The organism is Alcanivorax sp. REN37 (assembly GCF_041102775.1).
Taxonomy (GTDB): Bacteria; Pseudomonadota; Gammaproteobacteria; order Pseudomonadales; family Alcanivoracaceae; genus Isoalcanivorax; species Isoalcanivorax beigongshangi.
In genome coordinates this window covers 2113101-2134807 of the sequence record NZ_JBGCUO010000001.1, presented here as the reverse complement: position 1 = coordinate 2134807, position 21707 = coordinate 2113101, and the positions used below count along the sequence as shown (strand labels likewise).

At 64.7% G+C, this 21707-nt stretch carries 21 protein-coding genes; 12 read left to right on the top strand and 9 right to left on the bottom strand.

What is annotated here, in order from left to right:
- Window positions 1-6: 6 nt before the first annotated feature.
- The 9 genes from AB5I84_RS09735 to AB5I84_RS09695 form a co-directional block, all read right to left on the bottom strand.
- Window positions 7-3555 (bottom strand): translocation/assembly module TamB domain-containing protein, encoded by a 3549-nt coding sequence (locus AB5I84_RS09735; RefSeq protein ID WP_369455660.1) that lies wholly within the window; start codon window positions 3553-3555, stop codon window positions 7-9.
- Window positions 3555-5303 carry an autotransporter assembly complex protein TamA gene (locus tag AB5I84_RS09730; RefSeq protein ID WP_369455659.1) on the bottom strand — a complete coding sequence of 583 codons (1749 nt, stop codon included), beginning with the start codon at window positions 5301-5303 and terminating at the stop codon, window positions 3555-3557. The genes AB5I84_RS09735 and AB5I84_RS09730 overlap by 1 nt, the downstream gene beginning before the upstream one ends.
- A gap of 120 nt (window positions 5304-5423) precedes the next feature.
- On the bottom strand, window positions 5424-5990 hold the full coding sequence (locus AB5I84_RS09725; RefSeq protein ID WP_369455658.1) for a response regulator transcription factor: 567 nt from the start codon (window positions 5988-5990) through the stop codon (window positions 5424-5426).
- The gene (locus AB5I84_RS09720) at window positions 5987-7192 is read right to left on the bottom strand and encodes a sensor histidine kinase (RefSeq protein WP_369455657.1); all 1206 of its coding nucleotides are present in this window, start codon (window positions 7190-7192) and stop codon (window positions 5987-5989) included. Before AB5I84_RS09720 ends, AB5I84_RS09725 begins: the two co-directional genes overlap by 4 nt.
- Before the next feature lie 82 nt (window positions 7193-7274).
- A complete protein-coding gene (locus tag AB5I84_RS09715) occupies window positions 7275-7901 on the bottom strand; it encodes a class I SAM-dependent methyltransferase (RefSeq protein ID WP_369455656.1) in 627 nt (208 codons plus the stop codon).
- Between the two features lie 27 nt (window positions 7902-7928).
- On the bottom strand, window positions 7929-9143 hold the full coding sequence (locus tag AB5I84_RS09710; protein WP_369455655.1) for a tetratricopeptide repeat protein: 1215 nt from the start codon (window positions 9141-9143) through the stop codon (window positions 7929-7931).
- A gap of 116 nt (window positions 9144-9259) precedes the next feature.
- Window positions 9260-9553, bottom strand: coding sequence for a PA4642 family protein (locus AB5I84_RS09705; protein ID WP_369455654.1), 294 nt, complete (start codon window positions 9551-9553; stop codon window positions 9260-9262).
- 31 nt (window positions 9554-9584) lie between these two features.
- The gene (locus AB5I84_RS09700; protein WP_369455653.1) at window positions 9585-10115 is read right to left on the bottom strand and encodes an AAA family ATPase; all 531 of its coding nucleotides are present in this window, start codon (window positions 10113-10115) and stop codon (window positions 9585-9587) included.
- A gap of 506 nt (window positions 10116-10621) precedes the next feature.
- Entirely contained in the window at window positions 10622-11080 is a 459-nt protein-coding gene (locus tag AB5I84_RS09695) for an HU family DNA-binding protein (RefSeq protein WP_369455652.1), read from the bottom strand.
- A gap of 357 nt (window positions 11081-11437) precedes the next feature.
- Here AB5I84_RS09695 and aspS point away from each other — a divergent pair, with 357 nt between their 5' ends.
- The 12 genes from aspS (at window position 11438) to ybgF (ending at window position 21655) form a co-directional block, all read left to right on the top strand.
- Window positions 11438-13201: an aspartate--tRNA ligase gene (gene aspS, locus AB5I84_RS09690; protein WP_369455651.1), complete on the top strand. Its 1764-nt coding sequence runs from the start codon at window positions 11438-11440 to the stop codon at window positions 13199-13201.
- Window positions 13202-13285: 84 nt separating this feature from the next.
- On the top strand, window positions 13286-14026 hold the full coding sequence (locus AB5I84_RS09685) for a YebC/PmpR family DNA-binding transcriptional regulator (protein WP_369455650.1): 741 nt from the start codon (window positions 13286-13288) through the stop codon (window positions 14024-14026).
- A gap of 112 nt (window positions 14027-14138) precedes the next feature.
- Window positions 14139-14672: a crossover junction endodeoxyribonuclease RuvC gene (gene ruvC / locus AB5I84_RS09680; protein WP_369455649.1), complete on the top strand. Its 534-nt coding sequence runs from the start codon at window positions 14139-14141 to the stop codon at window positions 14670-14672.
- Window positions 14669-15295: a Holliday junction branch migration protein RuvA gene (gene ruvA / locus AB5I84_RS09675; RefSeq protein ID WP_369455648.1), complete on the top strand. Its 627-nt coding sequence runs from the start codon at window positions 14669-14671 to the stop codon at window positions 15293-15295. Before ruvC ends, ruvA begins: the two co-directional genes overlap by 4 nt.
- A gap of 2 nt (window positions 15296-15297) precedes the next feature.
- A complete protein-coding gene (ruvB, locus tag AB5I84_RS09670; protein WP_369455647.1) occupies window positions 15298-16329 on the top strand; it encodes a Holliday junction branch migration DNA helicase RuvB in 1032 nt (343 codons plus the stop codon).
- A gap of 161 nt (window positions 16330-16490) precedes the next feature.
- Entirely contained in the window at window positions 16491-16949 is a 459-nt protein-coding gene (gene ybgC / locus AB5I84_RS09665) for a tol-pal system-associated acyl-CoA thioesterase (protein WP_369455646.1), read from the top strand.
- Entirely contained in the window at window positions 16939-17634 is a 696-nt protein-coding gene (tolQ, locus tag AB5I84_RS09660) for a protein TolQ (protein ID WP_369455645.1), read from the top strand. The genes ybgC and tolQ overlap by 11 nt, the downstream gene beginning before the upstream one ends.
- Window positions 17631-18062 carry a protein TolR gene (gene tolR / locus AB5I84_RS09655; RefSeq protein ID WP_369455644.1) on the top strand — a complete coding sequence of 144 codons (432 nt, stop codon included), beginning with the start codon at window positions 17631-17633 and terminating at the stop codon, window positions 18060-18062. The genes tolQ and tolR overlap by 4 nt, the downstream gene beginning before the upstream one ends.
- Window positions 18059-18922 (top strand): cell envelope integrity protein TolA, encoded by an 864-nt coding sequence (gene tolA / locus AB5I84_RS09650; RefSeq protein WP_369455643.1) that lies wholly within the window; start codon window positions 18059-18061, stop codon window positions 18920-18922. The genes tolR and tolA overlap by 4 nt, the downstream gene beginning before the upstream one ends.
- Window positions 18919-20199: a Tol-Pal system beta propeller repeat protein TolB gene (gene tolB / locus AB5I84_RS09645; RefSeq protein WP_369455642.1), complete on the top strand. Its 1281-nt coding sequence runs from the start codon at window positions 18919-18921 to the stop codon at window positions 20197-20199. Before tolA ends, tolB begins: the two co-directional genes overlap by 4 nt.
- 95 nt (window positions 20200-20294) lie before the next feature.
- On the top strand, window positions 20295-20819 hold the full coding sequence (gene pal, locus AB5I84_RS09640; RefSeq protein WP_369455641.1) for a peptidoglycan-associated lipoprotein Pal: 525 nt from the start codon (window positions 20295-20297) through the stop codon (window positions 20817-20819).
- 110 nt (window positions 20820-20929) lie between these two features.
- Entirely contained in the window at window positions 20930-21655 is a 726-nt protein-coding gene (gene ybgF / locus AB5I84_RS09635) for a tol-pal system protein YbgF (RefSeq protein WP_369455640.1), read from the top strand.
- Window positions 21656-21707: the final 52 nt, after the last annotated feature.

Sequence of the window (21707 nt, the reverse complement as noted above, 5' to 3'; positions counted from 1 at the left end):
AACCGTTCAGCGCTCGTGCCGGTAGATCAGGTCGATGGACTGTTCGCGGGCGTTGGAGCGGGTTTCCAGACTCAGGCTGCGGGTGAGGGTATAACGCAGCATCACCGTCGACAGCGCCTCGAACAAGCCGACGCTGTAGCGCAGATAAAGTCGGGCAGACAACTGCTTGCCGAGCATCAGCGCGGTGTCCTCGAATTCCCCTTCGGTGTCGACGCCGATTTCCAGTCCCAGTGTATTGCCGAGCCGGTCCGTGATGAACTCGCCGCGCTCGATACCCCACAGCGCAATCGCTTGCATGATGGCGGCGGTGTCGTTGTCGGACGCATGGTTCAGCGGCCGCCCGGTAAGCAGGTAAGCCATGGCCTCGGTTTCTTCCATGTCCGGCTCCGAGAACACCTTTGAACGCGGGTCCTGCAGGGTGCCGCCAAGCTGGATGCCGGCGCGCACGTTGTACAGCGTCACCGTGCGCACCGCGCGGATGTCGAGACCGGGGTTGTCCGGCGGCCCCTGGAAGATCAGCACCCCGTGCTCCACCTTCAGGTTTTGGCCGTAGGCTTTGAAGCGGCCTTCTACGATACGGATTTCGCCGGTCAGCCGGGGAGTGCGCTCCGGTTGCTGTACGATCTTCAGCTCGCCGCCAAAGCGCGCGCTGAGGCCGAAGCCGTCGAAGGTAATTTCGTCGCCCAGCACCACCGTCACCTGGATGTCCGTGCGCAGCACGCCGCTGTCATCCTGCTCTTGGTAAAGGATGTCTTCGTCGCGGCTCACCGAGACCGCACTTTGCGGCAGCGAGCGCAGCGTCATCGCCGCGCGCGGTACTGTGAGTCGACCGCGCACCTGCAGATCAAGGCCTTCGAGGCGGATTTCCAGCTCCGGCGCGATCAGCACTTCGGCTTCCGGCCGCTGCACCGCCAGGAAACGGTTGCCGGACACGGTCAGGTACACCGGCCATGGCATCGCGCCCTTGGCATCCACATAGCCGCCCAGCACCAGTTCGCCGTCACCGGATTTCACCGAGCCACGCAGGCGCAGCGCGCCGTCTTGGTCGGCGCGGGCGGCGAATGTCAGCGCGGTCAGAGTAATGCCCAAGTCTGGAACTTCAGCAGTGCCGTCGCGCAGCCCCAGCTCGCCTTCAAAACGCGGCGCACCGAGGGTGCCGCCCAGGCGTAGCCGGCCGCCAAGCTGGCCGGCCACTTGCCGCACCTGTGGCACAAAAATTTCCACCGCGCTGAAGTTGGTGAGCCGCAGCGACAGCTCGCCGTCCAGCGGCGCCTGCTCACTGAGTCCGGTAGCGACCCGCGCTTGCAGCCCGTCGCCGCCGGGCAGTCCTACGTCGGCGTGCGCGTCAACCCGGTCTCCGTCGAGCGTGGCCGTCACGCTGATCTGCTCCCACGACAATCGGTGGTCGGCGTCGGTGCCACTGTCGAGCCACAGTGCACCCGGTGTGACAGTCAGCGCCACGTTGCCTTGGCGTTGGTCACGCTGCTGCTCGAAGCTGGCCAGCAACGACAGTGCCCCGTCCAGCCGCAGGGTGCTTTCAGGAATCACTCGGCGCGCCCAGGACAGTGGGAAGTCATCGATCTGCAGCTTGGCCTGGGTGCGGCCGTCGGCGTTCCAGTCGGCGTTGGCGCACAGCGCGCCGTCGTCGTTGCCGAGGCACAGCGGCGCCAATCCGGCCGTCTTGGCTGACGCGTGCAGCGCCACCGGTTCGCGCAGTTGCCAGCGGCCGGCCAAGGCGCTGTCGATATCCCAGCGCGTGAGTTGGCCCTGCCAGCGGCTGTCGGCATCAGGCAGGTTGCCGGTGAAGCGCAAACTGCCGTCCAGCTCGCCTTGGGTGCGCTCTTGCTCGCGCGCCAACTGCCAAGCCAAGCGGTGTTGGCGCACGCTGCCGTCGAGGGTGACGCGGCCTTGGTCGAGCAGCAGTGTGTCGCCCTCTTGCAGGCCGCTGGTGGTCAGCGTCAGGCGCACGTCGCCGTGCAGTGACAGGTTGCTGTCCAAGGTGATCTGTTCCAGCCGCAATGCATCCAGTACCAGCTGCTGGCCGTTCACCTGCGCGGTCAGGCGTGGGCGCTCCAGCGTGCCACGCAACGCCAGGTCGGCGTGCAGGCGACCGCCGAGACCGGGCCACAGCGCGCTGAGTGCCGCGCCGTCCAGCTGTAGCCGCAGATCGTTCTGGCTGCCGGCTTGGCCGGACAGCACCGCACGGTTGGCGCCGGCGCGCAGCGTTAGACGGCCCTCTGCAGCGGGCAGTGCACCGGGCGCCAGCGTCAGCGCCAGTTGGCCGCCGCCGGACAGCGGCTGGCGGCGCAGTTGGCCGCTGAGCTCGGTCAGCCGCAGCGTGGTGCGCAGCCCCTGGTCGTCGAACTGCCCGCTGCTATGTACATTCAGATTGAGGCGGCCAGGCAGTTGCGGCACTAACACACCGGGATCAAAACCCTTGCTCAGCAGCGTCAAATCCCATTGCAGCGGCGCCTCCCAGTTGACGCTGCCATGCAGCTCGGCATTGCCCAGCTCGGTGTTCAACGCCAGATGCAGCGGCGCCAGCCCGGATAGCGAGCCTTCGGCGTCGGCTTGGACCCGCAGCGTCGGCAGCTCGGCGGTGTCCGCCTGGGTGCGCAATGACAGCTGGTAGGCGTCCAGCGTGCCAGACAGAGTCAGCTGGCCGGCGCCGAGCTGGATTGGCGCGCTGGCGCTGCCGTCTTCCGCCGGTGGCGGGTGCAGCGTGAGCGGCTGCCACTGGGCACTCAACTCAGCGGCCGGGGACGGCTCGAACGGGCTGAGCTGGCCCTCCAGCGTCAGTGTCGCTGGCGAGCGCAGCCGCTGGCGCAGTTCCAGCGTGCGCAGCGAGCCGAGCAGACGCAGATCGGCTTGCAGCGGCGCATCGCTGCCGAGCCATTGTTGCGCCACCGCCGGCAGCGTGCCGTCCACATCCAACCAGGCATCCAATGGGTAGGGGTGATGGGTGCCGATGTTGCCGCTGAGCGTGGCCTGGCCGAGTGCGTGCACCACCTGCAGTTGCTGCAGGTGCAGGCGGTCGCGGTCGGTATTGGCGGCCAGCCGAATGGCATCAAACCGCAGCGGCTCGCTGTCCGGCAGGGTGACCGTCAGTGCGGTGACACTGACCGCCGGCAGGGCGATGTCCACCGGCAATTCAATGTCCGGCAGCGCGTTGAAATCGAACGGTTCGGCGGGCGGTGGCGGTTCGCTGTCCGGTTGCGGGTGAACCTGCACCCGCACGCCGTCGGCGGCCAACTCACGCACCAGTACTCGGCGTTGGGTCAGCGCCCTGAATGCCACTTGCAGACGCAGATCGTCGATGTCGATAGTGGCAGCGTCCAAGGCCAGATGCAGGCCGGTAAGGTGCAGGCCGCGCAGGATACTGCCCTGTGAGTCGACTAATGCTGCGTCACCCGGCACTGCCCGCAGGCCCTGCTGGATCAGCCAGCGGCTGCCGCCTTCGGTGCCGGCCAGGCCGAGCAATACCAGCGGCAGCACCAGCACCAACACCAGCACGGTGACCAGCAGCCACCGCAGCACCCGCCAGATGATGCGCATCACAGGTCGGTCCCCATGCTCACGTGGATACGGAAGTTGTCGCGGCCGTCGGAGGGGCGCGCCACATCCAGCCGGATCGGGCCGATCGGCGAACGCCAGCGGATGCCAAGGCCGTAGCCGTACACGGTGTCAAAGTCATCGAGCTTGTCGAACGCGTTACCGCCATCCACAAACACGGCCCAGGCCCATTGCGGCAGAAACAGGTGGTCGTATTCCACAGTGCCGGTGAGCAAGTGGCGGCCACCGATCACATCGCCGCGATTGTTGCGCGGGCCGAGGCTTTGGTAGCTGTAACCGCGCACGCTATTGTCACCCCCGGCAAAGAAGCGCACTGAACTGGGCAGTCGCACCACTTCGTCGGCGTGGGTCAGGCCCACTTCGGTGCGCGCCAGCAGGCGGCCGCCGAACAGCGGCATGATGTATTTGCCGCGTCCGATGAACTGTTGCAGCGTCACCGATGACAGCATGTCCTCACTGGCCACCCGTACCTTGCCGGACAGGTGCCAGCCGTGGCGCGGGTACACCGGGTGGTCGGCGCGGGTGCGCGACAGTTCGAAACCGGGCATCACCAGCTCGGTGCGGTCACGGTCGCCGGCCACTTCAAAATGCTCGCGCTCGTATTCCAGCGAGGTGGTGGCGATCCAGCCGGAGTTCAGCTCGACCTGATGGGCGGTACCGAGCCGGTAGCGCTCGCTGGTGCTGGAGTCGGTTTCCTCATCCAGATAGCTGGCGGAGATGGTGACTTTTTCCTTTGCCGGCCGGATCGGGATTTCATAGTTCATGCCGAGGCCGCGCCGCACCGGTGATGCTTCGCTTTCGATGCTGTAACGGTGGCCAGCACGGTTCAGGCGGCGGTTTTCATAGCCCAGTCGCAACCGCGGCCCGGTGTCGGTGGAAAAGCCGATACCGGCCATGTAGCCGTGTTTTGGGCGCGGCTCAGTGGTCACCGTCACTGGCACGTCCAGCTGATCCGGCTCGGGGTCGCTCATTACCCGCGCGCTGCTGTAGTAGCCGCTGCTGTTGAGTTGCTGCTGCAAGCGGATCAGTTCGCGCGCATCGTAGGGATCGCCAGCGGCAAACGGCACGAAGCGTTGCGCCAAGCGCGGATAGAGCACGTCCTGTTGCAGGTCGATCTCGCCGAAGTGATAGCGCGGTCCGCTGCGCAAATGCAGCAGGATGCGGCCGCTGTTGGTGTGTGGGTCCACCTGCAGCCGATGGGTCACCAAGCTGCTCTCGAAGAAACCGAAGTCGGCGGCCATGCGCACCAGCTCGTTCTTCAATTGCTCGTAGCGGTCGTGACGCAGCGGGTCGCCGATGGCAATACCGGGGCGCTCCATCAGCCGGTGGAACGCCGGCAATGCAGAGGCCTCGCCTTCCACTTTCACGGTGACCTCGATGAACACTGCTTGCGGGCCGGGCGTGGTGTGCACCACCAGCTGCCAGCAGTCCTCGGTGCGCTCCAACGAGATGTCACTGCGTGCTTGGTAATAGCCGAGCGCGCGGTGCGCTTCAGAGGCCTGTTCGGTGGCATGGCGGATGACACCACGTTCGCGCCAACGGGGCAGTTCGCAACTTTCTTGGTCCACTTGCAGGTGTGCGCGCAGGTTGTCGCGCAGCTCGCCGCTGGCGCCTTCCAATCGCAGGCTGGGGGACGGTGCGGCCAGCGCCGGACCGGCCAGCAATGCCAGCGGCAACAGGGCCCGCGCTAAGCGGCGCCGGGTCACGGAACGATGCGTCACAGCAGACATGGCCACCCTGGTCCAACGCCGTCAGTGGGGCGCAAGTTGAAGGGGATATAGGGTGGGCCATGGTAGCAGCTTCGGCTGCGGCGCAACGCAAAAAAGTTGTTGGCGGTGCGCGCCAAAGTCTTATTTTTCCGGGCTCTGCCAATCGCGGGCATAGTCGCTGGCGCTGGGGCGCTTTTTCAGCCGCCGTTGCAGCGTGCGGCGATGAATGCCGAGCACCCGTGCGGCCGCAGAAATATTGCCGTCGTGCTCTTCCAGCACGCGCTGGATGTGCTCCCATTCCAGCCGCTCCAACGACGGCGGTACATCCGGCAGCAGCGGGGTGTCGGCCACCGGATCGGCATCCAGTGCAGCAAGGATGTCAGCCAGGCTGGCGGGTTTGGTCAGGTAGTTGTGAGCGCCGCGGCGGGTGGCCGCCACCGCCGAGGGGATACTGCCGTAGCCGGTCAGCACCAGCACCCGGCAGGCCGGCGAGTGGCGCAGGATCGGCGCGATCAGGTCGAGCCCGTTGTCGGTGCCGAGGTTGAGGTCGAGCAGGGCCGCGTCAAACGGCTGTGCCGCCAGCAACCGGGTGCGGCACAGCGGCGCGTCATCGGCGGCAATGCATGCCCAGCCGCGCCGCTCCAGGCCACGTATCAGTTGCGTACGCAGCGCTTCGTCGTCTTCCACCACCAAGATGCGGGGGCTCATGGATGCTCTCCTTTCGGCAGCAGAATGCGCGCCTGAGTCCACTGGCGGGCAAACTCCAGTTCCAGCCGGCCGCCGAGCGCAGACAGCGTGGTTTCCACCAACGTCAGGCCAATACCGAGGCCGGCACGCTCCGGCGCCACTGCACTGCGTGGGCCGTCATCGCTGAGCTGCAGCAGCCAGTGTTCACCGGCCGTGCTGCAGGCCACATCGAGGGTGCGGGCGCCGGCATCGCAGGCATTGTAGCCAAGGTTGGTCAGTACCCGCTGCAGCGCCACCGGGTGCGGCAGCAACGGGTCCTCGGGGCCAGAGAAATGCACCCGCAGGGTGGGGGCCAGATGGCGCAGGTTGTGGGCCAACCCTTGGCACAGCTTCGACAACGATTGCGGCGCACTGTCGCCTGCTGCCGGCGTTGCCGGTGGCCGCAGTCGCTGGCTGACACGGCGTGCTAGCTCACCGATCTGCATGGCCTCACTGCGGGCGTCATCCGGCAGCGCCGGATTGTCGGCCAGCGACTCGCTTAATAGCAGCAGCGTCGACAGCGGCGTGTTCAGTTCATGGGCGTGGTCGGCCAGCGATGCGGCCACTTGGTACATGCGCTCGCGCTGCAACGCCAAGTCCAGTGCGCGGCTGTGGCTGCGCGCCTCTTGGCGCAGAGTGCGGCGCAGCAGTTGGCCCATGCCGGTCAACACCAACGCCACAGCGCCGAACGCCAACCACATGCCGAGTCCGTGGTGGGGATGGATGTCTTGGGTCAGTGCGTGCAGGGGCGCGCTGTCGAGCGGCTCGCCGTACCAGTGAAGGGTGAAGCCGTAACCGGCAATCGCCAGCGCGCTGAGCGGTGCCGCAATGCGCAGCGGCAGCGACAGCGCGGCTAACGTCACCGGCACCAGCAGGTAATAGGCGAGCGGGTTGGCGGCGCCGCCGAGTTGGTGCAACAGACCGAGGAACAGCACCATGTCGGCGCTGGCCTCCACCGCCAGCAGCCGCTCCTGCCAGCGACGATTAGCCTGCCAGGTCAGCACACAGCCGATCGACGGCAGCCACAGCACCACCAGCCAGGCGGCGGCTTCCAGGGTTGGCAGCGGCAGCACGCCGCGCAGGTCGGCGACCCAAAACACCAGCGCCAGCACGGTGATCAGGCCGGCGCGCAGCAGCAGCAGGCGGCGGCGCCAAGTGCGAGGTTGATGCCAACTGGAGGTCATGGGCGGAGAGACACTGTGAACCGGGGCTGCCAGTGTACGCCGTCACGGCAGTGGCCGCCTGCGGCAAACTGCCGCCGGCAGTTCAGCCGCCCGGGCGCATCGCGCTGCCGTACAGCAGTTCGCGCATCGGGGGTGCCAGACGCGGATGATGCCACCGTTTTACCGCATCCAAGTCGAATCCGGCTTGTGCCAGCACCTGGCCGGTATCGCGATGGATCTCGCAGCCACAGGCCAGTGGCCGCCACAGCGGGTTAAGCCAGCGCTGCAGTCGCAGCCGGCCGGGCTGTTCGCTGGCCACGTGCTCCATCAGCAACAGTTGGCCGCCAGGCTTGAGCACCCGGAACGCCTCGTTGGCGGCGGTCACCGGATCGGCCACGGTGCAGAACACCAAGCAGCCGATCACGGTGTCGAAGCTGTGGTCGGCGAACGGCAGCTGTTCCGCCGGTGCGCCCACCAGTCGGAAACGTCGCGCATCATCACGGCTGCCGGCGCGTTGCGCCGCCAAAGCCAGCATGCTGGCCACCGGTTCGATGCCAACGATCTCGCTGGCGGCTGCTGGGTAGTGCTCGAAGTTGGCGCCGGTGCCGACGCCCAATTCCAGCACCCTACCGCGGGCATGTTCCAGCAGCGCCCGGCGCGCCGGGTACAACGGCCGGGTGGCGGTGTTGAGCACGTGCGGAAAGATCCGTGATTCGTACCAAGCTCGCATGGGTCACCTCGGCCGTGGGCCGGTCAGTCAGTCAAGACGGTAGCGTTCTGGGTGCTGCAACTGTTCCAGCGTCAGCACCGGGGTCAGCACGTTGGTGAGGTTGTGGTCGGTCACCCGGGTGAAGCGCCGGCGCTGGCGTTCGAACGAACGGAAGCTCGGGTAGGCGTCTTCCATCAGTTGGATTTCCTGCTGCCGCTGGCGCGCGTAGAGCACGTCGAGGGCATCCATCGACCAGCGCGGCGTCACCGCAGTGGCGCGGTTGAAGTACTCATGGGCTTTGGGCAGGTCTTGGCGACGGCCGAGGTACACCACCGCGTTGGCGTATTCGTAGTTTAGGATCGGAATCTGCGGCGCCAGTGCAAAGGCGCGCTGGAAGGACTGTTCCACCACCGCGGTGCGGGCGCCGTAGGTGAGCCGTCCGGCAGCACGACCTACGCGGCGCATAATGCCGGCATCAACGGCAGCCAGGAAAGTATGGCCCAGCGGGTGCTCTGGCACCGCCGCCAACACATCATCGGCACCGTCTTTGATCTTGCCGATGTAGCGGCGGAATACGATCACCGGCACCGGTGATTCTTCGGCAATGCGGGCGATGGCATAGGCATAGCCGAGCCGAGCGAAAGCGACAAATTCGGCTGCGTCGGGATCGTCTTGGGCGCGTTCCAGCAGTGGTAGATGGTCGCGGGCGCGGTTGGCCACGTCCTGCAGCATCATGTACTTCTCGCTCTGCCGGTCGGACAGATAGATGGCGTACAGGGTCTGGGCAAACATCGCTGGATAGAAGCCGAACAGTCCGAGCTGTAGCCCTTGTTCACGGGCCTGCTGGAAATCGCCGCGCAGGAACAGCCGCCAGACATGAATCAGCGCATTGCTGAAGGCCTGGTAATCGCCGGTGAAGGCGGGGGTGTCGGACACCAACTCCGGGTAGCGCTCAATCAGCGTTTGCAGCAGTTCTGGTGTTGGAAAAGGGGCGCGGATGCCGACCATCAGCTCGTCCCAGTGGCGGGCCATTTGCTGTGGTGTGTAATCGAATTGCTGTGGTGCGAACGGCGCGCGGTGCCAGCGGCTGTGGAAGATACGCTGGTCCACCGGAATATCCTCGTGCTGCAGGGCTTCCAGCGGTGCGTCATCAAGATCGTCGTAGAGTTCGTCGTTGCTGTAGGCGTGCCCCGGAATGGCCAGCATGGCCCAGCACAGCCCCAATGCCGCCCCCAAGCGGCGCATGTGCGAGAAGATCTGCATCGGTGTGTCTCATTGTTGTTATGTGGTGATTGGCAAGCACCCAACAAAATGCCACAGCTGTGCAGCACAGGCACCGGCCGTCGGGCCGGCGCCTGCGGGCAGGGGAGCAACCGCGGTTAACCGCCGTGGCGGCGCAGGCTGTCCAAGTAGTCGGCGCCACGGACGTGGTCGGCGATCAGGTCGGCCAGTGTGTGACCGGCCGGGTCACGGGCGTCGACGCGGCGGCCGGCGGCGGTGAAGAAACCGAGGAAGCGTTCGAAGTCCTCTTCGCGCAGGCTGCGGTAGGCGCGCATCAAGCTGTGGAAGTCAGCATCGACACCGGCTTCCGGGTCGTTGTCGAGAAACACCTTGATCTGCTCATCGGTCATCGGCTCGCCGATCACCTTCTTTTTGTCCTTACGTTCGGACATGACAGGACCTCCTTAGACTGCGGGGCAGCGATTATGGGCATTGGCCGGGGCCGGACTCAACTCCAGGCAATTGCGCCAGCACGCAGCGCAGCCGTGCCGCCGGTGGCAGGCACGGCACGCTCAGCGGTCGGTAGCCCCAGTGCTGGCAGGCCTGCCACAGCGCAGTGGCCGACGCGCGTGCTGCCGGCGGCCACTGGCGTCGCTGGGCATCACGACGGTAGATCGCCGGCCAGTGCGGGAAAAACAGCACCAGCCGGTAGCGCTGTTGCTGCAGCGCGCGAGGCAGGGCCGGCGCCGGGCGCTGGCCGCCAGCCTGCTGCACCACCCAGGCGTCCAGCAAGCCCCGGTCATGCAGCACTAAGCCGGCCGGTGGCGGCCGGTGACGCGCCAGCTCCGCGCGGGCCAGTTGCCGGCAGCGGCGCGCGCCGGCCAGCGGCAGCGGCGAATCCACCAGTAGCGCCCGCGCCAGTTCTGGTGCAACGGTAAAGCCCTGCGCCGCAAGCGCGTTCAACAGGGTGGTCTTGCCGGCGCCCGGGGCGCCGGTAAATAGGATGCGTGACATGGTGATTCCTCGTAGAGCAGCAGAAGTAAGGACCCGGCCCGCCATCACAGATGGGCGCTGCGGGCCGCGCTGTCGGATTCCTGGTGAAGAGTTGGTCGTGCAAGCGCGCTTGAGTGGTGGTGTCGGAGTGGATGCCAGCAGCCATGTGGCACATCTGTGGGGGCTTAGCGAGGCAGAGGCTCAGAACCGCAGAATTGTAGAAGCACAGGGAGGCAGGGGCTCAGAACCACAGAAGCACAGAAGCACAGAAACACAGAAACAACAGGGCACAGGGGCACACGCGAACACGGGGTAGCGACGCAGGCGCGAAGGGCGGCGAGAGCAGAGAAGGGGTGGCCCAAAAGCACGGCAGGAAAGCGCGGCGTCGCGACACCCCCATCGGCGGCGCAGTGTTGTCAGACGGGGATCAATTCAGCAGCACAGGGTGGCGGAGCCGGAGGACTGTAGCAGGTAACGGTGGGAGGAAGGGAGGGTTGCCACCGGGACCTGCCCGGTGGCAGATCGGATCAGGCAGATGCCATGTCCTTCAGTTTCTTCAGCGGGCGAACTTTGACGGCGATGCTCGCCGGCTTGGCCTTGAAGGTGGTCTCTTCGCCGGTGAACGGGTTGATACCCTTGCGCGCCTTGGTGGCCGGCTTCTTCACGGTGGTGACCTTCATCAGGCCCGGCAGCGTGAAGTGGCCTGCGCCTTTCTTGCCGATATGACCTTCCATGATCAGCGCCAGTTCATCCAGGACATCGCTCACCTGTTTGCGGCTCAGGCCGGTGGATTCAGCGATGGTGGACATGATCTGGGTCTTGTTCATCGGCTCGGTGATGGCCTTGGCCTTGCGCGGAGCAGCGGCTTTGGCAGCGGGTTTTTTCGCCGGGGCGGCTTTGGCAGCAGCTTTCGCTGGTGCTTTGGCTTTCGCGGTGGTCTTGGGTGCAGCAGGTTTAGCAGCAGCAGCTTTTTTCTTTGCGGCCATAGGATCGAGTACCCCTCGTCTGATGGTTCTGCGGTGTCAGGAACGGTTCCATGTGAACACTGGGCGGCAGAGGATGCTGTCCCTGCATCACGACCGCAGCAGCTGCTGCCACTGGGCGGGTGCCCATGTTCTGGGCCTGTTATATGCGATGAAAAGCGGGGCAGCAAGCCGTTTACCCCGATTTTTATAGTACTTTGCTGGCTTTTTTGCGGGCTGTGACCGGTTCCAGCAATGGCGCCGTGGATTCGGCTGCGTTGAGCATGGCTGGCGAAAGGGTGAATCGCTATACTAGCCGCCTTTCCGCGACCAGCTCCTGCCTGGTTGCCGGGTCCCATTCAGCGAAGGAAACCGGACGCTATGCGAAGCCATTACTGTGGTGATCTGTCTGCCGCCCACGACGGCCAATCTGTAACTCTGTGCGGGTGGGTGCATCGACGCCGTGACCACGGTGGTGTGATCTTCCTTGATTTGCGCGACCGCGCCGGCCTGGTACAGGTGGTGGTGGACCCAGATACCGCCGACGCCTTTGCCCGTGCCGACAAGGTGCGTAGCGAGTACGTGGTGCAAGTGGAAGGGCGTGTGCGCCTGCGTGACGAAGCGGTGCGCAACCCGCGTATGGCCACCGGTGACATCGAAGTGCTGTGCTCCGGCCTGACCGTGCTCAACACCGCCGACACGCCGCCGTTCGAGCTGGACGAATACTCCGCCGCCGGCGAGGAGGTGCGCCTGCGCTACCGCTACATGGACCTGCGTCGCCCGGAGGTGTTCGAGAACTTCCGCTTCCGTTCGCGCCTTACCGCTGCCGTACGCCGCGCGCTGGAGCAGCACGGCTTTATGGACGTGGAAACCCCGATCTTGACCAAAGCGACGCCGGAAGGCGCGCGCGACTATCTGGTGCCGAGCCGCACCCATCCGGGCAATTTCTTTGCGCTGCCGCAGTCGCCGCAGCTGTTTAAGCAGCTGCTGATGGTGGCTGGCTTTGATCGCTACTACCAAATTGCCAAATGCTTCCGGGACGAAGATCTGCGCGCTGACCGCCAGCCGGAATTCACCCAGATCGACTTGGAAGCTTCGTTCGTCAACGAAGAAGACATCATGGGCATCACCGAAACCGTGGTGCGCCAGGTGTTCACCGAGCTGCTGGGTGTTGAGCTGCCGGTGTTCCCGCGTATGCCGTATTCGGAAGCCATGCGCCGCTTCGGTTCCGACAAGCCGGACCTGCGTATCGACATGGAGTTGATCGACATCGCCGATCTGCTGGCCAAGGTCGAGTTCAAAGTATTTTCCGGCCCGGCCAATGATCCCAATGGCCGCGTGGCGGCGCTGCGGGTGCCGGGCGGCTGCGAGCTGTCACGTAAAGAGATCGACGACTACACCAAGTTTGTCGGCATCTACGGCGCCAAGGGTCTGGCCTACATCAAGGTCAACGATCTGGCTGCCGGCCAAGACGGCCTGCAATCACCGATCCTCAAGTTCCTCACCGATGACGCCATCGAAGGCATCTTGGCGCGCACCGGCGCCGAAACTGGCGACCTGATCTTCTTCGGCGCTGACAAAGCGCGGGTGGTGAACGAAGCGCTGGGTGCACTGCGCATCCGCGTTGGCCACGATCGCGGTATGGTGCAGGGCGACTGGGCACCGCTGTGGGTGGTGGATTTCCCGATGTTCGAACAGGATGACGAAGGCCATTGGGCCGCTTGCCACCACCCGTTCACGCGTCCGTCCTGCAGCCCGGAAGAGCTGGCGGCCAACCCCGGCGCGGCATTGTCACGTGCCTACGATATGGTGCTCAACGGCACCGAGCTGGGCGGCGGTTCCATTCGTATCCACGAGCCGTCGATGCAGCGTGCGGTGTTCAAAGTGCTCGGCATCAGCGACGAGGAAGCGGAAGAGAAGTTTGGCTTCCTGCTCGATGCGCTGCGCTTCGGTGCACCGCCCCATGGCGGTTTGGCTTTCGGCCTCGACCGCATGGTGATGCTGATGACCGGCTGCGACTCGATCCGTGACGTGATCGCGTTCCCGAAAACCCAGACTGCGGCGTGCCCGCTGACACAGGCGCCGGCGGAAGTCGGCAACCGTCAGCTGCGCGAACTGGGCATCGCCCTGCGTAAGGGCGATTGACCGCATTCAAACAGGGCCCGCACTGCGGGCCCTGTCGTATTACCCTGACAACGAACTGCGTGGACAGATAGGAAAGAGGTCACCATGGCCGGACATAGTAAGTGGGCAAACATCAAGCACCGCAAAGCGGCACAGGATGCCAAGCGCGGCAAAGTGTTCACCAAGATCATCCGTGAAATCACTGTGGCGGCCCGAATTGGCGGCGGTGAAGCGGCGGACAACCCGCGACTGCGGGCGGTGGTGGACAAGGCATTGAGTGCCAACATGACCCGCGACACCATCGATCGGGCCATCAAGCGTGGGGTCGGCGACGACGACACCAGCAACATGTCTGAGATCACCTATGAGGGCTATGGCGCTGGCGGCGTGGCGGTACTGGTGGAAACCATGACCGATAACGTCAACCGCACCGTGTCTGAAGTGCGCCACGCATTCAGCAAACATGGTGGCAACCTCGGCACCAGCGGCTCGGTGGCTTATCTGTTCACCAAGCGCGGCGAGATTCTGTTCGAGCCGGGGCTGGATGAAGACGCCATCATGGAAGTGGCGCTGGAAGCCGGTGCCGACGACGTGGAAGTGGATGACGACGGCTCCATCACTGTGGTCACCACCCCGGACCGCGCGTTCGGTGAAGTGGTGGATGCGCTCAAGGCAGCGGGCTTCGAGCCGGCCAATGCCGAAGTCACCATGAGCCCGAGCACCGAGGCCGAAGTGGACGGCGACACCGCTGAGAAAGTAATGAAGCTGATCGACCACCTAGAAGACTTGGATGATGTCCAAGAGGTGTACTCCAACGTGGTGTTCCCGGACGACTTCGAAGGCTGATCCAGCGGTTGGCGGTCGTGACAGGGCCAGCGCTTGCGCTGGCCTTTTCGTTGCTGGCGGGGGCGCTGGCTTTTTCTTGCATACTGTCCATAAGTTGAGTATCAATGCGCCCATGACACGTATCCTCGGCATCGACCCCGGCTCCCGCTTCACCGGTTACGGCTTGATCGAACAGGTCGGCAACCGCTGCCATTTTATTGCCTGCGGCACCATCGCCACCAAGGGCGAGGACATCGCCCCCCGGCTCGGACAGATCTTTGCCGAGTTGAACGCAGTGGTGGGTGAACACCTGCCGGTGGAAGTGAGCGTGGAAAAGGTGTTCATGGCGCGCAACGCCGATTCGGCGCTGAAGTTGGGACAGGCGCGCGGCGCCGCCATCGCCGCCGTGGTGCAGCACCAACTGCCGGTGTTCGAGTATTCTGCGCGGCAGGTGAAGCAGGCGCTGGTGGGCACCGGCGCGGCCGAGAAAGCGCAGGTGGCCGACATGGTCTGCCGGCTGTTGCAGCTGGCCAAGAAACCCCAAGAAGACGCCGCCGATGCGTTGGCGATCGCCATCTGTCATGCCCACATGCGGGTCAGCTTGGCGCGCATGGCGCGCGCGGCCGGCACCCGCACCCTCGGCACCCGATATGGACGAGTACGATGATTGGACGTTTGCGCGGCACGCTGCTGGAAGTGCGTGCGCCCTGGCTGCTGCTGGAGGCAGGGGGGGTCGGTTACGAAGTGGAAGCACCGATGACCGCGTTCTACGACGCGCCAGCGGTGGGCAGTGAGTGGGTCCTGTATACGCATCTGGTGGTGCGCGAGGATGCCCAGTTGCTGTACGGCTTCGTCGATCGCTTCGAGCGCGAGCTGTTCCGCGAGTTGATCAAAGTGTCCGGGGTTGGCCCCAAGACCGCGCTTGGCATGTTGTCCGGCATCGAGGCCGAGCGTTTGGTGCAGTGCATCGACAGTCAGGATACGGCCGCGCTGATGCGGGTGCCGGGCATCGGCAAGAAAACCGCTGAGCGTTTGGTGATCGAAATGGGCGACCGGTTGGGCCGCTTGGAAGGTACGCCGCGGGCGCTGCCGGGCCGCGTGGCGCCGGTGCTGGCGCCGGCGGATGCGGCGCGCAGTGATGCGGCGGCGGCGCTGGAAGCACTGGGCTACCGCGCTAAAGATGCTGATGCGGCGCTGCGCAAAGCCACTGCTGACCTCAGCGATGATGACATCGCCGCGCTCGATAGCGCCGAACTGATTCGCCGTACCCTCAAACAACTGGCCCGTTAAGTATGGATTCAGAGCGCCTGATTTCCCCCGCCACGGCGGGGCGCGTTGAAGAGCACTTCGACCGCGCCATTCGCCCCGCCAGCTTGGCCGATTACCACGGCCAGCCGAAGGTGGCGCAGCGCATGGAAATTTTCATCGACGCCGCCCGCCAGCGGCACGAGGCGCTCGACCACACGCTGATCTTCGGCCCACCGGGGCTGGGCAAAACCACCTTGGCGCACATCATCGCGCGCGAGATGGGTTCTGAGTTGAAGAGCACGTCCGGGCCGGTGCTGGAAAAAGCCGGTGACCTGGCCGCCATCCTCACCAACCTGGAAGAGGGCGACGTGCTGTTCGTCGATGAGATCCATCGGCTGTCACCGCTGGTGGAGGAAATCCTCTATCCGGCGATGGAGGACTACCAACTCGACATCATGATCGGTGAGGGGCCGGCGGCGCGCTCGATCAAGATCGACCTGCCGCCATTCACGTTGGTGGGGGCGACCACCCGTGCCGGATTGCTGACCGCACCGCTGCGGGACCGTTTCGGCATCGTGCAGCGCTTGGAATTTTACAATGTGGCAGACCTGGCCGGTATCGTGCGCCGCTCCTGCGACATTTTGGCGCTGCACGCGGACGACGATGGCGCCGAAGAAGTGGCGCGCCGGGCGCGCGGTACGCCGCGCATTGCCAACCGGCTGCTGCGCCGGGTGCGCGATTACGCTGAGGTGCGCGGCGACGGCCGCATCACCGGCGATATCGCTCGGGCGGCGCTGGACATGCTGGAAGTGGATGCGCGCGGCCTCGACGGCACCGACCGGCGGCTGCTGACTACAATGATGGAGAAGTTCGACGGCGGGCCAGTGGGGCTGGACAGCCTCGCCGCCGCGCTCAACGAAGACGCCGGCACACTGGAAGAAGTGGTGGAGCCGTACCTGATTCAGCAGGGATTCATCCACCGCACTCCCCGCGGCCGCCAAGTGACCCAGCATGCGTGGACCCACTTCGGCCTGCGTCCGCCGCGCTCGGCGACCCCACCTGACATGTTCGACTGACCTTCGGCAACGCCCGCTTTTTATTTTTTGTTGCGGCTGCACACCGGAGTTGTGGCGCAAGCTATGATGCGTGCCGGTCGGGATGAGACCTCGACCCGGACAGCCGGCCGCAGATGCGGTACAACGGCGCACTCCAGCTTGTTATGCCAGCAAGGGCCACGATGACGGAACCGAACCAAAGTCCTGCTCCTTTCCGCCTGCCGGTACGGGTATACATCGAAGATACCGATGCCGGCGGCATCGTCTATTACGTCAATTACCTGAAGTTTATGGAGCGGGCGCGCACCGAATACATGCGTGGCCTCGGCAGTCAGCACTACCTGCTGGCCGAGCAGGACATCCAGTTCGTGGTGCATTCCTGCGACATTCGTTACCGGCGCCCAGCGCGTATCGATGACGCGTTGGACGTGACCGCCGCCATCCACCGCATCAGTGGTGCGGCGCTGCATTTTACCCAAACTGTACAGCGCGGCACTGAACTGTTGTGCGAGGCCACGGTCAAGGTTGCCTGTGTACAGGCTTCCACCCTACAGCCCTGTGCGCTGCCGCCGGCGCTGCGGCAGGCATTGAATACTGATCTTCAACAGCGATTGGAAGGAGAGGCGCACCATGCAAGGTGACACGGACGTGATGTCCATCTGGAGTCTGGTCAGCGGCGCCGGTCTGGTGGTCCAGCTGGTGATGCTGGTGCTGGTGCTGCTGTCGGTGATGTCGTGGTCGATGATCTTTAACCGCATGCGCGTGATCGGCCGTGCCCGCCGCGATGGCGCGCGCTTCGAAGAGCGATTCTGGTCCGGCCATGACCTGGCCAGTCTGTACCAGGACCTGCGCAAGAACGCCGCCGGCCAATCTGGCCAGGAAGCGATCTTCATGGCCGGCTTCCAGGAATATGTGCGGCTGTCGAAGAGTTCACGCGATGCCGATGCGGTGATGGAAGGGGCCCAGCGCGCCATGCGCGTAGCGTTGCAACGGGAGCAATCACGGCTTTACAAGACGCTGCCGTTCTTGGCCACGGTCGGCTCCACCAGCCCTTACATCGGCCTGTTCGGCACCGTCTGGGGCATCATGAATTCGTTCCGCGCGTTGGCCCACGTCAGCCAAGCCACGCTGGCGGTGGTGGCGCCAGGCATCGCCGAAGCGCTGGTGGCCACCGCGATGGGCCTGTTTGCTGCGATTCCAGCGGTGGTGGCGTACAACCGTTTTGCGGCTGCTGCCGAAGCGCTGGTGGGTGACTGCGAAGTGTTTGCCGAGGAGTTCTCTTCGGTGCTGCACCGCCAAGCTCACGGGCGGGGAGGCGCGCAATGATCAAGGTGCGGCCACCGCGCAAGCTGGTGGCGGACATCAATGTGGTGCCCTACATCGACGTCATGCTGGTGTTGCTGGTGGTGTTCATGATCACCGCGCCGATGATGACTCAGGGCCTGCAGGTAGAACTGCCGAAGACCTCGAGCCAGCCGATCAAAACCGAGGACGAGTCGGTGCTGATCACGGTGAAGAAAGACGGCAGCTACTTCATCAATGTCGGTGATCGCCAAGAGCAGGCGGCGGCGCTGGATGCGGTCACCGAGCAGGTGCAGCGCATCCAGCGGTTGGCACCGACCACGCAATTTTTGATCGAAGGCGATGACCAAGTGCCCTACGGGCGCGTGGTGACGCTGATGGCAGCGCTACAGGGCGCTGGCATCGAGCGGCTGGGTCTGGTGACTGAGCCGCCGGAGGTGCGTACGCGATGAGCGCTCGGCGTCCATGGCTGCCCAGCGTGCTGCTGTCGCTGCTGCTGCATGGTGCAGTGGTGGTGCTGGTGGCGGTGAACTGGAGCCGTGCGCCGGAATTGAGTCGCACCCCGCCGCCGCCCGCCCATATCCAGGCGGTGGTGGTGGAGCGTGCACAGCCGGCGCGCCCGCAACCGGCGCCGCGTCCGACGCCACAGCCGCCGAAGCCGGAGCCGCCCAAGCCGGAGCCGCCCAAGCCTGCGCCGGAACCGCCGAAGCCGACTCCGCCGCCACCGCGGCCGGAACCGCCGAAGCCAGCGCCGACGCCGCGGCCGGAGCCGCCCAAGCCGGCACCGACACCCACGCCGGCACCCACGCCGCGTCCGCAACCGCCGAAGCCTGAGCCGCCGAAGCCCGCTCCGGAGCCGCCCAAACCTGCGCCGAGCTTTGACCAACCTGACATGGCCGCGCTGCTGGCGGAGGAAGAACGGCAGATGCGCGACGCCCAGCGTGCAGAACAGGCGGCGCGCGACAAAGCCGAGCAGGAGCGCGCCGCGCGCGAGGCCCAGGCCGGTGCCGAGCACGCGGTCGATCCGGAGTCGGAAGAATACAAGGCGGCGATCCGCCAAGTAATTGAGCGGCGCTGGATCCGACCGCCCAGTGCCCGCAACGGCATGCAGGTGGTGTTGACGGTGCACTTGGCGCCGGGTGGCGATGTGCTGGATGTGGCGGTGAGTCAATCCAGTGGTGATCGCAATCTGGATCAGTCTGCGGTCAACGCAGTGAAAAGTGCCGGCCGGTTGCCGGTTCCTGACGGCACGGCCTTTGCGCCGTTCCGCCGCTTCAACTTCTTGTTTAAACCAGAGGATATGCGACTGTGAAAAAGTGGTTTTTGGCCGCCTGGCTCACCGTGCTGACATCGCTGGCCCAGGCCAATCTGGTGATCGAAATCACTCAAGGGAGGGACGACGCCATGCCGCTTGCGATCGTGCCGTTCGCGGTGGACGGGGCGCCGCCGGCGGAAGACGTCGCCGGTATCGTCGCCGCCGATCTACACCGCAGCGGCCAGTTTGCGCCGATCGAGCCGCGTGACCTGCTCAGTCGCCCGGGCCGGGGGCAGGACATCATCTGGCGCGACTTCCGCGTCATGAAGAGCGACTACGTCTTGCTCGGCCGGGTACTGCCGCAGCCGGATAAAAATTACCGCATCGAGTACGAGCTGCACGATGTCAGCCGCGAGGCGCAGGTGCTGGCGGCCCATTACACCGCCACCCCGGACCAGTTGCGTGATGTGGCGCACTCGATTGCCGACAAGGTGTTCGAGCAGCTGACCGGCATTCAGGGCGCGTTCTCTACCAAGCTGCTCTACGTCACCATGAACGAGCGCGACCGTTTCCCGTTCCAGCTGCAGTACGCCGACGCCGACGGTCATCGGGTGAATACCATCCTGCGCAGTCGCGAACCGATCATGAGCCCGTCGTGGTCACCGGATGGCAGCCGCGTGGCGTATGTGTCGTTCGAGGGTGACGGACTGCCCAAGATTTATGTGCACCAGCTCGCAACCTCGGAGCGGCGCGTGGTGTCGCAAGGGCAGGGCATCAATGGTGCGCCCGCTTGGTCCCCCGATGGCACCCGTCTGGCCATGACGCTATCGCGGGATGGCACGCCGCAAATTTATACTCTTGATCTTCATAGCGGTGCGCTGACGCGGCAGACCCGGTCCAATGCCATTGATACCGAGCCGCGCTGGTTGCCGGACGGCCAGTCGCTGATCTTCACCTCCAACCGAGGCGGCGGTCCGCAAATCTACCGACTCAACCTGCGGGATGGGACGGCGCGCCGATTGACCTTCGAGGGCAGTTACAACGCCCGCGCGGATATCACTCCGGATGGTCGCCATCTGGTGTTCGTACACCGCAACGGAGGCCAATTCCGCATCGGGGTCCAGGATTTGAAACGCGGCACATTCAATGTGGTGACCGGCTCGAATATGGATGAGTCGCCCAGTGTTGCGCCCAATGGAACTATGATAATTTATGGCACCCAAAGCGACGGCAAGGGTGTGCTGGAAGCCGTATCCATCGACGGTCGCGTCAAGGTGCGGTTGCCTTCACGGGAAGGCGAAGTCAGGGAACCGGCTTGGTCGCCGTTTCTTTGAAACCACAGACAATCAATCGGGAATTTACAGGAGTTCGTGCAATGCGCCCTCAGATTTCAAAAAAACTGGTTGTAGCTGCTCTGGCAGCCGCCGTCATGGCAGGGTGTTCCAGCAAGCCGACGGATGAGGACCAGTCCTACACCGACACCAATGCGTACGTTGAACAGCCGACCCAGGTTGAGTCTGTGCGTCCGACCACGCCGACCCGTCCGGACTACAGCAACATTCCGCTGACTGCTGACAACTTCCACAACCATCCGTCCCATTACACCGGTACCACGGATTCCCGCATCATCTACTTCGCCTTCGACCGTTCTGACGTGCCGGCGGCGGCGTTCGACACCCTGCGTGCCCACGCCAACTACTTGAAGGGCAACCGCTCTGCCCAGGTGCGTCTGGAAGGTCACACTGACGAGCGCGGCACCCGCGAGTACAACGTGGCGCTGTCCGAGCGTCGCTCTAAGGCAGTAGAGCAGTTCCTGCGCGTGCAGGGCGTTGCTTCTGCCCAGATCACCACCGTGGCATACGGCAAGGAAAAGCCGGCCGCCCGAGGCAGTGATGACCTCTCCATGGCGAAAAACCGCCGTGTGGAACTGAACTACACCTCCGGCCGTCCGTAATATGACCGGCACCCGGCGTGCGTATTGCACGCCGGGTTTCCACGTCATGACGATATAGGAGGTCTCTCAGCGTGAAACGCCTAGTTGCAGGCCTTCTGCTGAGTGGCACGATGGGGTCTGTGTTGGCACAGACCGCCACCGCGCCGGTCTCGGTAGAGGACCGAGTCTATCCCCCCCGTAATGGCAGCCAGACGGCCGCCGCATCCCCGTCTTCCACCGCCGCCGCCGATGCGGATGGCGTCGTGATGCTGATGCAGCAAATGCAGCGTTTCGAGGAAGACATCCAGCGGTTGCAGGGTGAGGTGGAAAAGCTGCGCCATGAGTTAGACGCCGGCCGCACCGCCGAACGCGAGCGTTATCTGGATCTGGATACCCGCATCAATGCCTTGGCAGAAGCCGCCAGTACCACTGTTGCACCGGCTGCCGCTCAAGGTGATGCTGCAACGCCGTCGATGGAAAGCGATCGGGAAGCCTATGTGGCCGCCCGAGAGAAACTGTTGGCGCGGGATTTCGCCGCCGCAGGCAGTGCTTTCGAAAGCTACCTGAAGGATTACCCGAAAGGGCAGTTCCGACCCTTCGCCCATTTTTGGTTGGGCGAGATCTACCGCAGCCAGGACAAGCCGGATGCGGCCAAGGCCCAGGCCCAGTTCCAGAAAGTGGTGGATGATTTCCCCACCCACAGCCAAGTGCCGGCGGCGCTCTACAAGCTGGCCACGTTGCAAGCCGAGCAGGGCGATAAGACCCGTGCTCGGGTGACGCTCAACCGCATCCTCAATGAATACGAGGGCTCGTCGGAAGCGCGTTTGGCGAAGACCATGCTGGAACAACTGAAGTAATCCCGCTCTCCATGCTGTGATAGAATGCCGCCCCCTTCATGGTCGGCGGCAG